Source organism: Paracoccus methylarcula, assembly GCF_003007735.2.
Lineage (GTDB): Bacteria > Pseudomonadota > Alphaproteobacteria > Rhodobacterales > Rhodobacteraceae > Paracoccus > Paracoccus methylarcula.
The window spans coordinates 1-12,671 of the sequence record NZ_PXNQ02000016.1 but is presented as its reverse complement, the minus strand read 5'-3'; the positions used below and the strand labels follow the sequence as shown (position 1 = coordinate 12,671).

Here is a 12,671-nt window from a genome sequence, read left to right as displayed (position 1 = left end):
GCCATGACCGAATTGACCAACACGACCGCCGTTATCGTCACCTATAATCGGTCGGCCAAGCTGATGAAGGTGCTGGACGCGCTGGAGCGGCAATCGGTGCCGCTGGAGATGATCCTGGTCGTGGACAATGCCTCGACGGACGATACCCGGACACTGGTCGAAGCCCGCGCCATGGAGATGCCGAATATCCGCTATCTGCGCCTTCCTAAGAATATCGGCGGAGCAGGGGGGTTTCATGAAGGCATCAAGGAAGCCTATGCACAGGGTGCGCGCTATATCTGGGTCTCGGATGACGACGCATATCCCGAACCGGACGCGATAGGAAAACTGCTGGCGGCAAGCGCCGAATTCGAGCAGCGCCATCGGTGGCGTCCCAGCTTCGCCTGTTCGCGTGTCGAATGGACCGACGGCAGCCTGTGCGAGATGAATACGCCCCGCCCGGTCTGGGACTGGCCCCGGTTTCTTCGGCCTGAAAAGGCCTGGGCCTTGGTGGATTCCTGCTCTTTCGTTTCGGTGCTGATCCCGCGTTGGGCGGTGAAAGAGCATGGCTTGCCGATTTCCGATTATTTCATCTGGTTCGACGATGCCGAATATACGCGCCGGTTGTCACGCTCCTATCCCGGCATTTTCTGCCCGGAGAGCCGGGTGATCCATGACACTCCTGACAATCGCGGCGTCAATTTTGGCCTCATCACCCACAAGAGCCTGTGGAAGTTCAAATATGGTGCCCGGAACGAAACCTCGTTCCGTCGCCGCGAACAGGGGCTGGCGGGGGTCCTGATCTTTGCCCATGGCGTATATCGGCAGATGAAGCAGGGTGGTGTATCCTGGAAATTGCGCTGGCAAATCTTTGGCGCGATCCTGCGCGGCCTGGTTTTTCGCCCCAAGATCGAGCATGTTTGAGCCCGTTCCCCGGGCGTAGGGTCCGGACCGTCCAGACAATCAGAGCCCGGGCGTGCCCATGTAAGGGCCGGGAAACAGGCGGTGCGAATCCGACGGATGAACGATGGGCGGCAAAGGCTTAATGTCCCGCAGGCCTTCTGCCGGGGTGGCGACCGGTGTGGTTTTCATATATGGCTCCGAAGGCACCATTCTGGACAATGTTTCTGCTGATCGACGATGAAGACAAACCCTACATCCCTCCCCGATGTGCTTGTCATCGAACCCGCGAGATTCGGTGATGCCCGGGGCTGGTTTTCCGAGACCTGGAACGCGGCGAACATGGCTGCGGCCGGGCTCGAACTTTCCTTCGTCCAGGACAATCATTCCTTCTCTGCCACGCAATACACGCTGCGCGGTCTGCATTACCAGAGCCCGCCTCATGCGCAGGACAAGCTGGTGCGTTGCAGCCGGGGCAGGATTTTCGACGTGGCGGTCGATATCCGCCGCGGCTCGCCGCATTACGGGCGCTGGACCGGGGTTGAGCTGAGTGCCGAAAACGGCCGTCAGCTATTGGTGCCGAAAGGTTTCCTGCATGCGTTCCTGACCCTGACCCCGGATTGCGAGGTGCAGTATAAATGCACCGATTTCTATGCGCCGGATTGCGATGGCGCCATTCGGTGGGACGATCCCGATATCGGCATCGACTGGCCCCTGCCGCCGGGCGTGGAGCCTGTGCTTTCCGCCAAGGACAGCGCCGCGCCGCGGCTGACCGCATTCGAGACCCCTTTCACATGGACGACGCCAGAATGAAGCTGTTGATTACGGGCGGAGCGGGTTTCATCGGATCCGCCGTGGTGCGGCTGGCGATTGCGCGCGGGCACCAGGTCGTCAACCTGGACGCGCTGACCTATGCCGCCTGCCTCGACAATGTCGCAAACGTGGCCGACAGCCCGCTTTATGCCTTCGAGCAGGCCGATATCCGCGACCGGTCGTCGCTCGACCGCATTTTCGCGGCCCATCGCCCCGACGCGGTGATGCACCTGGCCGCCGAAAGCCATGTCGACCGCTCGATTGACGGGCCGGGCGCCTTCATCGAGACGAATGTCACCGGCACATACAACATGCTGGAAGCCGCCCGCGAGTTCTGGCTGGGCGAGGGCCGTCCCGATGGGTTCCGCTTCCATCATATCTCGACGGATGAGGTTTTCGGCTCGTTGCCGGACGATCCTTCGGTGAAATTCACCGAGGATTCGGCCTATGATCCGCGCAGCCCCTATTCGGCGTCGAAGGCGGCTTCGGATCACATGGTCAGGGCCTGGCACGAAACTTACGGCTTGCCGGTCGTGCTGACCAATTGCTCGAATAATTACGGCCCGTATCACTTCCCCGAAAAGCTGATCCCGGTGATCATCCTGAACGCATTGGCAGGCAAGCCCCTGCCCATCTATGGCGATGGCTCGAATATCCGCGACTGGCTTTTCGTCGAGGACCACGCCGATGCGCTCTTGCTGGTACTGGAAAAGGGGCGCGTGGGACGCAGTTACAATATCGGCGGCGAGAACGAGCGCAGCAACCTGGAACTCGTGCGGGCGCTTTGCGCGATTCTTGACGAAAAGCGGCCGAAGGCCACGGGTTCCTATGCCGATCAGATCACGTTCGTGACCGACCGTCCCGGACATGATGCCCGTTACGCCATCGATCCCCGGCGGATCCGCGACGAGCTGGGCTGGCGCCCCTCGGTCACGGTCGAAGAGGGGCTGGCGCGCACCGTGCAATGGTATCTCGACAACGAGGACTGGTGGAAACCATTGCAGAGCCGCAAGGGAATCGGCGAAAGGCTGGGGACAAGGGCGTGAGCCGTCCGCCTTACAGCGCTGCGGATATGATCGGAGAGTCCGGATGAAACTTCTTGTTTTCGGCCACCGGGGGCAGGTCGCCACCGAATTGCGGCGCCTGCGCCCGGACGCGCTGTTCCTGAGCCGCGAGGATGCCGATTTGTCGGTGCCCTCCGCCTGTGCGGCGGCGATCCGCGCCCATGCCCCGCAGGGCGTGATCAACGCGGCAGCCTGGACCGCCGTTGACAAGGCCGAAGCCGAGGAAGCCGCCGCGACCGTCGTGAACGCAGAGGCCCCGCACGCCATGGCGCGGGAATGCGCGGATCTGGGGATACCGCTGGTCCAGATTTCGACCGATTACGTCTTTGACGGCCGCGGAGAGACGCCATTTGTCCCCGAAGATCCGACCGGCCCCTTGGGTGCTTACGGCCGTTCGAAACTGCTGGGCGAGGAAGCTGTGCGCATGGCGGGCGGCAGTTTTGCCATCTTGCGGACGTCCTGGGTGTTTTCGGCCCATGGCAATAATTTCCTGACCACCATGCTGCGGCTCGGACGCGAACGCGACAGCCTGAACGTGGTGGCGGACCAGATCGGCGGCCCCACTCCGGCGCGCGCCATCGCGGAAGCCTGTCTTGCCATCGTGGAGCAACTTGCCGCGGATCCCGGGAAATCCGGCATCTACCATTTCGCGGGGGAGCCGGACACGTCCTGGGCGGCTTCGCCCGCGAGATCATGGCGCAGGCCGGGCTGAATTGCGTGGTGAACGATATCCCGAGTTCGGAATACCCGACCCCGGCGGCGCGGCCGGCCAATTCCCGGCTGGATTGCACGGCCCTGTCCCGTTTCGGACTTGACCGCCCCGACTGGAAACAGGCAATCCATGAGATACTGACCGAATGCGAGGAGATCAGATGACCACGGCTTCTGCACCGACGCGCAAGGGGATCGTGCTGGCCGGTGGATCGGGCACGAGGCTCTATCCGATCACCATCGGCGTCTCGAAGCAGCTTCTGCCGGTCTATGACAAGCCGATGATCTACTATCCGCTTTCGGTGCTGATGCTGGCCGGTATCCGCGAGATCGCGATCATCACCACGCCCCATGACCGGGAACAGTTCCGCCGCACGCTGGGCGATGGCAGCCAATGGGGGATCAAGCTGACATGGCTGGTTCAGGAGAGCCCCGACGGGCTCGCGCAGGCCTATCTGCTGGCCGAGGATTTCCTGGCCGGCGATCCTTCGGCGATGATCCTTGGCGACAACATGTTCTTCGGACATGGCCTGACCGAACAGATGGAGGCCGCCTCGGCCCGGCAGACCGGGGCGACCGTCTTCGGCTACCGGGTCTCGGATCCGGAACGCTACGGCGTGGTGGGCTTCGATGCCGCGGGCAAGGTCGACAGCATTGTCGAGAAACCGGTGAAACCGGCCTCGAACCATGCCGTGACCGGGCTTTACTTCATGGATGGCACCGCCCCGCAAAAGGCCCGGTCGATCACGCCCTCGGCCCGGGGCGAACTTGAGATCACCTCGCTGCTCGAACTCTACCTGGCCGAGGGGACATTGATGGTCGAGCCGATGGGGCGCGGTTATGCCTGGTTCGACACGGGAACCCATGGAAGCCTGCTCGATGCGGGGAATTTCGTTCGGACCCTGGAATTGCGCCAGGGGCTGCAGGTCGGCAGCCTTGACGAGATCGCCTATGAAAAAGGCTGGATCAGTGCCGATATGCTGCGCGAGCGCGCCGCGTTTTACGGTAAGAACGAGTATGGCGCCTATCTTTCGGGCCTTGTCCGGACATGATGTCCGGGAATTGCGGGAGCGTGCATGTCGGAAATTACCTGGAATTTCGATGATCTGACCGAAGGTCCGGCCTGGCGCGGAGCGATCGACGGGTTCAATGACGAATGGATCTACGGTTGGGCGGTATCGACCTCCGACCCGGAGCGGCCGGTCGAGCTGGAGATTTCCCTGTTCGGCGAGCCGGTGCTGAGCACGGTGACCACGATCTTCCGGGAGGATATCGCAAGGCTGATGAACCGGCCGGTCCGGGCGGGGTTTTCGGTTCCCCTGCGCGATATGTCGCAAGCGGCGGCGCAGAAGGTTCTGGAGCATCTTCGAAACGCCGGTTCCGGCGAGGCCCGGATCGCCGATATCCTGCGGATCGAGATCCGTGGCACAGGTCTTTCCCTGCCATGCTCGGCCAATCTGGCCGGGATCGACCGGGGGCTGTTGCGGCCTGCCGTCGCGCGGCGGGCCGACGGCGTCTCCAGCCGCGAGGAAGAGCGGCTTCGCCAACGTGATCGCCTGCTCGAATCGACCCTCGATCATGCGGCGGCGCGCGCGCCGGTTGATGTCCTGGCGTTCTACCGGTCGCAATTCTATCCTGACGCGCTGCACGACGGCTGGTATGGGCGGGACGTGACCGATTGGGCGGATGTCGCCGCCGCGCGTCCGCTATTCGACGGCCATGCCCAGCCCCGGCTGCCCGGGAACGGGGGATTTTACGACCTGCGCCTTGACGCGGTGCAGCAAAGCCAGATCGCGCTCGCGAAGGATCACGGGCTGAGCGGATTCTGCTACGACTATCACTGGAGCGCGGGCCAAGCCCGGATGGTCCTGCCCATCGACCGCCATGTGGCGCAGGATTACGATTTCGGCTTCTGCCTGTGCTGGGTCAATGACGGCCCGTCGCGCCCGCCCTCCGGCGACGGAGGGGCGCCTGTTACGCCGGAGCAGCACAGCTATGCCGGCGATAATGATTTCATCCTGTCCTGCCTGAAATATTTCCGTTCGCCGCGCTATATCCGCATCGAGAATGCCCCGCTCTTGCTGATCCGTGGGATTTCCTCGCTGAAAAGCCCGGCCGAGACCATTCGCCGCTGGCGCGAGAGCATCCGCGCCGAAGGAATCGAAGAGCTGCATGTCTGCATCGTCGAGACGGAGCCCGGCATGAACCCGCTTGAATATGGTGCCGACAGCAGCTGTCAATATCCACCGGTCGGTCTTGCCGGGGAACCCGTGGACGAGGATATTTGCGGCCTGGTTCCGGGATGGCAGGGTGAAATTCGAAGCTATGCCGATGCCGTGCAGGGCGAGATCTCGCGGCCCGTGGCAGGGCATCTGCGCTTTCGGACCGCCATGCCCGGTTGGGACGACACTCCGCGCCTTGGCCTTCGCGGGCAGGTATTCACCGATGCTCGCAGCGAGTTGTTCGGCCTCTGGATGCGCCATTTGGTGGCCGAGGCGCAGGAGCACCTGCCCGAGGGCCGGCGTTTCGTATTCGTCAGGTCGTGGAATGACTGGGCCAGCGGCTCCTGCCTGGAGCCCGATCGTCAGGGCGGGACACAGGCCCTGACCGCGATGCGCGATGCCCTGACACCCGAGGCGCTTGCCCTTGCGCCGTTGCGGCCGCCACCCGCAGGGCAACCCGATCCGCTGGCCGAGACCCGGCGCGCCGTCGAGAGCCTTGTTGCCGCCAATCGCGCGCTTGGCGCTCTGGTCGCGCGCCGGGGCCGGGGGCTCTGGGGCGGCGATGCCTCGGTCTTCCTGCCTGTTGCCGGGCCGCTGATGCATGTGGAGCGGCAGTCCGACAGACAGGCCGGGGTCGACATGGTGAACGGACATCCGGTCAAGGCGGGGGTGGACCTGCCGGTCGCGTCTTGGCGGGGGCTGGCGATGCGCGGCTGGTTCCTGATCGGGGGCAGGGCCGCCGATACGGCGATGATCGCCCTGCGCGACACGGAAACCCCCGATCGCCGCTATATCGCCGCCATCCGCGATCATGAAGATCGGCCGGACGTGGTCGCTGCCCTGGCGCTCGATTCCGGATTGAGGAATTTCGGTTTCACGCTGAATGCAAGCCTCGAAGCCGTGACGGCAGGACGCTACGAACTCGAATTCCTGGTTCCCGATCCCTATCGCCCGAAACATGCCCTGGCGGTCTGCCCGAATATCGTTCTGCTGGTGGGTTAGGATGATGGCGAGCGGTTCTCTTGTCAGCGTTGTCCTGCCGACCTATTGCCATGCCGGCTATATTGCCGATTGCCTGCAATCGATCCATGATCAGACCCATGCCGAGCTTGAACTGGTCCTGATCGACGATTGCTCGACCGACGGGACATGGGAGTGCGCGCAGGAATTGCTGTCCGGTCCGCTCGCGCAGAGGTTTCGGAACACGGTCCTGTTGCGGAATGAGCGCAATCTGGGTGCGCATGCCACGATCAACCGTGCCATCGCCGCCGCGCGGGGCGGCCATATCTCGCTGATCAATTCCGATGATCGCTATCACCCAGAACGGATCGCGACGCTGATGGCCGCACTTGCGGATACCGGCTCGGAGATCGGGTTTTCACTGGTCGACGTCTTTGCCGAAGCCGGTCAAGCGGCAAGGATCGACGAATTCTTCCGGCTGTTCGCCCTGCGCCAGATCCATGCGGTCGAACGCGATCCGACAGTCGGCTTCGCGCTGATGCGCGAGAATGTTGCGATTTCCACCGGAAATCTCCTGTTCTCCCGCGGCATCTACGAGCAGGCCGGTCCCTTCCAGCCGCTGAAATACTGCCATGACTGGGATTTCCTGTTGCAGGCGCTGTTCTTCAGCGAGCCGGTCGTGGTGCATGAGCCGCATTATTTCTATCGGCTGCACGAGGCGAATTCCTTCTCGGGCCTGGGGCATGTCACCCCGGTCGAACTGGAGACGGCAACCCGCCGCTTTCTGCGCCGCGGATTGCGGGGCCGGCCTTCGCCCAATCCCCTTTTCCCATGCGAGGCCAATTGGCCGGGCTATTTCGAACATGTCCTGCGCGAATGTGGCTATGACGGGCATATGCGGCGCGAGCGGGACGGAGCCGTTGCCGGTTATCCCTTTGCCCCGGAACAGCTCAATCCTTGCGGCTGAGGATCCATTCCCAGGTTTCGGTCAGCCCTTCCTCCAGGCCGATCCGGGGCGTCCAGCCAAGGTCACGCCGCGCGCGGCCGATATCGAGCACCACCCTCGGAACATCAAAGCCACGGCCCGGTTTGTGGATGACGGGCGGCGCTTCGTAGCCCGAGCGTTTCACGACCTGACGGATCCTGTCGACGATTTCGGTCACGGAAACCCCCGTGCCGCTTCCGGCATTGTAACAGCCGCTGACATCGCTGCGCAGCGCGGAGACACAGAGCTCTGCCAGATCCCTGACATGGAGATAGTCGCGCACGACACTGCCATCGCCCCAGATCTCAACCGGTTCGCTGCGGGCCATGCGCCACATATGCGTGCCGATTATCCCCTGAACCCCGGTATGGCCATGGCGTGGCCCATAGGGATTCGAGGCCCGCAGGACGACATGCTGCAACCCGTGCAGCACATGTTCCATATGCAGGTAATTCTCGATGGCCACCTTGACGATCCCGTAGGAGTTGATCGGCCGCAGCGGGTGGTCCTCATTGACCAGCGGGGTCTCGGGCGGGCCGTAGACCGTGCCGCCCGAGGACAGGTAGACCATGCGCCGCAACCCGGTTTCGCGCATGGCCTTGAGCAGCCGGACCATCGTGATCAGGTTGCCGGAAATATCTCCGACCGGATCGTGATTGGCCGTGGCCGGCACCGTTGCACTGGCCAGATGGACGAGCGCGTCGACCCCGCTCATGGCTTCATAGGTCTGGGCGATATCGGTCAGATCGCCAAGGACATATTCGACTCCGGGCACGGGCGGGCGGAAACGCTCCTGCACGCGGTCGAAGACCCTGACGGACATTCCCGCCGCAAGAAGGCTGTCGACCACATGTGAGCCGATGAAACCGCAGCCCCCGATGAGCAGTACCTTCATGTCGCCGTCCCTGCTGGTCATGTTTCCGCCGCATATGCCGGTCCAACGCCCCGGGGCCTTGCCGAGACGCATTGGATGCGACCGGTTATCTGAACCATCATCCTCCGGGTGATTCAAGTGCAGTGCCGGGCGGTGCAATCCCTGAACGCGGAATGCTGCGGGAAAGACTGCCGGTCCGGTGCAACCCACCGCGCGATCAAGGGGTCAAGACGGGATCGCGGTTCTGCATTTGTGACCGGTCATCGCTGGCTCAACTGTCATGCGACAAAGTCTCTTGACGGTCACATGAAGATTGTATGTTTTAGCCTTGAAGGGCACATATACTTCTGGATGGACTGCTGATCGTATGGCGAACGAATACACTTTCCTTCTATTTTTCCGGATCTTGGGCGAATAATGACATTGGCGAAAGCGCTTCCGAAAACTATCTGGACGGTTTGGCATGACTGGTCAGTAGCTCCCTCCGTTACAGCCATGTCATTAGCATCCTGGCGAAGCATGAACCCAGACTGGGAGTTGCAGGCTCTTTCTGCCGAAGATATTCCGGGGTTATTAGGCGTAGATGCGGCTCAACGAATATTGGATATACGGAAGTGCAGAGCACATCAGTCTGATATGCTGCGGGTCGAGCTTCTATACCAATTTGGTGGTGTGTGGGCGGATTCGACAACGCTGTGTGCGAGGCCGTTGGACGAATGGCTGGGCGAGGTGATGCAGCAGGATTATTTCGCCTTTTGCCGTCCGGAAGAAGAACGCCCTATGGCGACATGGTTTCAAGCCTCTTTGTCCAGAGGTTATATCATTGCAAAGCTACGAGACAGTTATGAGCGATACTGGCATGGCCGAGATCGGGAAGATGATTATTACTGGCCGCACAAATTGTTCTCGGATCTTATAAGAACGGACAAGGTCTTCAATGAAATCTGGAGGAATGTTCCACAAGTATCGGCCATGCATCGCTTCCATTTTTCTCCAGGGGATTCAGGACGACTTGGAGCCGCCCCCACACCTGAGGATCTTTCATCGGATATCGAGAAAAAAGCCCCGGTGTGGAAGCTGACGCACAAGGGAACCGGTTCGCTTGGTTCGACATCCTTGATGCGGTATCTTTCTGACAAGGCGCGTCGCCGCTCATCGAAACGACGGCTTGTGCTACATGTAGGATTGCCGAAGACTGCCACCACCACCATACAGATGTGGGCGGACAGGATGCGCCCGGAATTGGCCCGCCATGATATCTGGTATCCTTTTACACCACCTCGCCTGGATCATCCCAAGCACCAGCAGTTGATCTGGGCACTCGTGGATGGAAAGTTCGATCAAGTTCCAGACGTTCTTGACCCGGCTGGCTGCCAGACGCTTTTTCTATCGGCGGAGGGGCTTACCGCTCACCTGATCGATTTCGACGAGAGTAATCTATCTTGCCTTCGGGAGATGATTAAAGATTATGATGTGCGGATCTTCATCAATAGAAGGAAGGAATCGGACTGGCTCACTTCGTACTATCAGCAGTTTGTTGTGAACCCGCCAAATGATCGATTTGGCTACGCTACCTCTCTCTCTCTGAGTGACTTCAAGGAATTGCCGCGAGTTCGCGCATTGACGGATTCGAATCTCCTGAACCGGTTGGCAGATACATTCAATGCTTCGGAAGTGGTCGAAAGTAATTTAGCGAGTGACTGGCCCTTGGCTCTTTGCCGACTCCTCGGTGCGCCGGAGTTATCCAATCGCCTATTGTCAGAACGGCCACAGAATGTCGGACTTTCCCCGAGCTCCGTGGAAGTGATGCGGCAAATCAATGAAATGAGGGTTTCTGGTCGAAGCCGAGGCTTCATCCTTTCCGTGCTGAGGGAATTCGATTCGATGACGATCGCGAAAGCGTCAAGCAATAAGTTTTCGTGCCGTGATCCTTTGGCACCCGCCAGAGCCGGAATTCCTGAAGAGCAGATATCCACCACGATATCTCACCTCAAAGGAAAGGCTCGATGGAGCGGGGCGCCATTTGGGGAATTTGTTCAATTTCTTGAAAGCACCCAGGAAAGCTGCAAACAATGAACTCCTGGGAGAATTTCATTGGCTCATGGCGCAATCTTTCTGCCTATCACGGAGTCGAGCGGCTTGGATTGCGTGGCCGATTGCATCGCATGTGACGAATTCCATCCCACAGCACCACACATGTTCCAGGAAGATCGCAGAATTTCCGCCGGCCCCACAGTGCCGTGACCGTTGTTTTGCCCCGGCTTCCAGTCCGCGACCTGATCTGAGATAGGCTCCTCCAGGGCGGGATTGGAAGGGATTTTCAGTGGATTCTACAATCGTGCTCCGCACAAGAGGTGGGAGGTGCCGGACCACAGGAAAAGGCCGGATGAGGTGAGGGCGTATAACCGAAACTGCCAAGTCGGCGCGCTGATATCCGCCGCTTCGCCACCTTCGGCCGGAAACTCCGCCGACATCGCACCACATCAGATGTCCGTGGTGCCATCTTCCGCGCCCGAGCCGCAGCAGGCCGCTATCCACGATTGCGTCATGGATATTCTATCCGATGAACGCGCCATCTTGCATGTCGCCTCTCCCACATTTTGAGGTCAGGCACTAATTAATCTGGCGAACCCTCGAACAGAGAATGATGCAGGAGAGGCTGCTGGCCGTGTCAGTTCACGCCGTGATTATCTGCATTAAGCGTCATTATGCTGGACAACAGTGCGCATATGCTCAATAATCCGTTGCCTAAGGATGGCATTATCCTTTGCAGATAGCTTGCTGAACAAAACACTATTCTCCGGAATGCGCTCCTCCGCGCTGGTTAATGCTCCACGCAAGGCACTTGCGGGATCGTTCGGTGCAGCGGCCTGCGCGGCCAACTCCAGAGTCGCCCCAAGCAATAATTTATTTGCGAGCATGGCGCACATACTATCCAATTCTGCTTTAGTCATATGTTTCTCCTGTCATTTTTATTGCATCACGATAGTGCGAGTTGGTGGGAAGAATGTCCAGACTTCGAGTCTGATTTTCTCCAGAAATTGGCAGAATGCATGATTAACGGAAGGGGTGGTCAGGCACGGCCTTGATTTCGCATGGCTGATCCGTGGGTGTTCGTTGGAAACGCCCATATTCTGCCCTTCGTCCGTCATCAGGTGATTGGCGGCAGGAGGGCCTGATCGGCAGCGGAGGATACGGTCCCCCGATGGTTCTGGCTCAGTTCGTGCCCCGTTCTGACGGTGCAGCAAGCGGCGTTTCCGGATGTTTTGATCCTGGCCCCCCTTTCGTGGCCTGAAGTCGATTTCTGTCCGGATGGGATGTTGTCAGCTGGCGCTGGATTGCCCGAGCTCTCGTGTCGCTCCACCGCTTTCGGCGATGGCAGGGCGGCTTCGACGGGCCTTATTCCTTAGGGATATCCGCCGCATAAGTTCGATCGGCCGGAAAAGGTTGCTCATGCCTCCGTCTTCCTGCGGGACCCGGACCATGCCGGCGAGGCAAGGGCAAGGGGTATGATTTTATCCCCAGCCCTTTGCGCGGCGAGCGAAGCGGTTCAGGGGAAATTCGGAAAGGCAGGAGTGTAAGCGCCCGCATGCCCGATCGGAGATCGCGGGCAATACAGGTCAGATACGGCAGGCGGCGATACAGGTGGAGCGGCCGCATCGGGGTCATCTCTGGCTGGCTAAAGGATTACCGGCGCATCGCCACCGGAGATGACCATGGTCCCAGGGCCTTCCTGTCCGCCATCACCCTCGCGGCAATCACTATATATTGGCTATGGAGCGAGATCGGGTGATTCGCTGGCGCTCGGATTGGTCTGCCTTTGCCGATTCAGGGTGATCCAATTTGTTTATCTTTTTTCGTTTTGCGCGATATAATTTCCCGTAGCGACAGGCACCAGATCGGCCCTATTGGCATGTCACGGGCCACCAAACCGGCTATTTCCACGAGTGATAAATGAATAGTACTCCCCCTTGGAAGGGTGGCGTTTCTACATTGATCTTTCAAATTTTTCATGGGTAACCTTGATGTAATTGGATTTGGTCCATGTGCTCGAAAGCTGTGCTTTTGGGCTGTGATTTGGATGGCCGACAATAAGCACAGGAGAGCATGCTATGGCTACTTTGATCGACAGCGGCGAAGGTGTTCTCGATGGTCTCATCGGC

General features: G+C 60.1%; 9 protein-coding genes and 1 pseudogene. 8 read left to right on the top strand and 2 right to left on the bottom strand.

Translation table 11 applies throughout. The features are described from left to right. Nucleotides 1-3 precede the first annotated feature (3 nt). The 7 genes and pseudogenes from A7A09_RS19645 (at nt 4) to A7A09_RS19615 (ending at nt 7,616) form a co-directional block, all read left to right on the top strand. Nucleotides 4-903 (top strand): glycosyltransferase family 2 protein, encoded by a 900-nt coding sequence (locus A7A09_RS19645; protein ID WP_106692981.1) that lies wholly within the window; start codon nt 4-6, stop codon nt 901-903. A gap of 216 nt (nt 904-1,119) precedes the next feature. After that, nucleotides 1,120-1,692 (top strand): dTDP-4-dehydrorhamnose 3,5-epimerase, encoded by a 573-nt coding sequence (rfbC, locus tag A7A09_RS19640; RefSeq protein ID WP_106692980.1) that lies wholly within the window; start codon nt 1,120-1,122, stop codon nt 1,690-1,692. Then, on the top strand, nt 1,689-2,738 hold the full coding sequence (gene rfbB, locus A7A09_RS19635; protein WP_106692979.1) for a dTDP-glucose 4,6-dehydratase: 1,050 nt from the start codon (nt 1,689-1,691) through the stop codon (nt 2,736-2,738). Before rfbC ends, rfbB begins: the two co-directional genes overlap by 4 nt. A 43-nt stretch (nt 2,739-2,781) precedes the next feature. After that, nucleotides 2,782-3,632 (top strand): annotated as a pseudogene (gene rfbD / locus A7A09_RS19630) (dTDP-4-dehydrorhamnose reductase). Beyond that, the gene (gene rfbA, locus A7A09_RS19625) at nt 3,629-4,519 is read left to right on the top strand and encodes a glucose-1-phosphate thymidylyltransferase RfbA (protein WP_106692978.1); all 891 of its coding nucleotides are present in this window, start codon (nt 3,629-3,631) and stop codon (nt 4,517-4,519) included. Before rfbD ends, rfbA begins: the two are co-directional and overlap by 4 nt. A 24-nt stretch (nt 4,520-4,543) precedes the next feature. Beyond that, nucleotides 4,544-6,691 (top strand): glycosyltransferase WbsX family protein, encoded by a 2,148-nt coding sequence (locus A7A09_RS19620; RefSeq protein ID WP_106692977.1) that lies wholly within the window; start codon nt 4,544-4,546, stop codon nt 6,689-6,691. 4 nt (nt 6,692-6,695) lie between these two features. Next, nucleotides 6,696-7,616: a glycosyltransferase family 2 protein gene (locus A7A09_RS19615; RefSeq protein ID WP_170167170.1), complete on the top strand. Its 921-nt coding sequence runs from the start codon at nt 6,696-6,698 to the stop codon at nt 7,614-7,616. On the opposite strand, the gene A7A09_RS19610 is transcribed toward A7A09_RS19615, so the two are convergent. After that, nucleotides 7,600-8,529 carry an NAD-dependent epimerase/dehydratase family protein gene (locus A7A09_RS19610; RefSeq protein ID WP_106693015.1) on the bottom strand — a complete coding sequence of 310 codons (930 nt, stop codon included), beginning with the start codon at nt 8,527-8,529 and terminating at the stop codon, nt 7,600-7,602. The two genes, A7A09_RS19615 and A7A09_RS19610, sit on opposite strands and share 17 nt — an antisense overlap. A 396-nt stretch (nt 8,530-8,925) precedes the next feature. On the opposite strand from A7A09_RS19610, the gene A7A09_RS19605 reads away from it, so the two are divergent. Beyond that, nucleotides 8,926-10,584, top strand: a complete 1,659-nt coding sequence (locus A7A09_RS19605; RefSeq protein WP_106692975.1) for a capsular polysaccharide synthesis protein — start codon at nt 8,926-8,928, stop codon at nt 10,582-10,584. 620 nt (nt 10,585-11,204) lie between these two features. On the opposite strand, the gene A7A09_RS19600 is transcribed toward A7A09_RS19605, so the two are convergent. Further along, nucleotides 11,205-11,462 carry a hypothetical protein gene (locus A7A09_RS19600; RefSeq protein ID WP_106692974.1) on the bottom strand — a complete coding sequence of 86 codons (258 nt, stop codon included), beginning with the start codon at nt 11,460-11,462 and terminating at the stop codon, nt 11,205-11,207. Nucleotides 11,463-12,671 lie beyond the last annotated feature (1,209 nt).

Coding starts and splice junctions, on each gene's coding strand:
- A7A09_RS19645 (WP_106692981.1), top strand. CDS start 4: ATGACCGAATTGACCAACACGACCGCCGTTATCGTCACCTATAATCGG.
- rfbA (WP_106692978.1), top strand. CDS start 3,629: ATGACCACGGCTTCTGCACCGACGCGCAAGGGGATCGTGCTGGCCGGT.
- A7A09_RS19605 (WP_106692975.1), top strand. CDS start 8,926: ATGACATTGGCGAAAGCGCTTCCGAAAACTATCTGGACGGTTTGGCAT.
- A7A09_RS19610 (WP_106693015.1), bottom strand. CDS start 8,529: ATGAAGGTACTGCTCATCGGGGGCTGCGGTTTCATCGGCTCACATGTG.
- A7A09_RS19620 (WP_106692977.1), top strand. CDS start 4,544: ATGTCGGAAATTACCTGGAATTTCGATGATCTGACCGAAGGTCCGGCC.
- A7A09_RS19600 (WP_106692974.1), bottom strand. CDS start 11,462: ATGACTAAAGCAGAATTGGATAGTATGTGCGCCATGCTCGCAAATAAA.
- rfbC (WP_106692980.1), top strand. CDS start 1,120: ATGAAGACAAACCCTACATCCCTCCCCGATGTGCTTGTCATCGAACCC.
- rfbB (WP_106692979.1), top strand. CDS start 1,689: ATGAAGCTGTTGATTACGGGCGGAGCGGGTTTCATCGGATCCGCCGTG.
- A7A09_RS19615 (WP_170167170.1), top strand. CDS start 6,696: ATGGCGAGCGGTTCTCTTGTCAGCGTTGTCCTGCCGACCTATTGCCAT.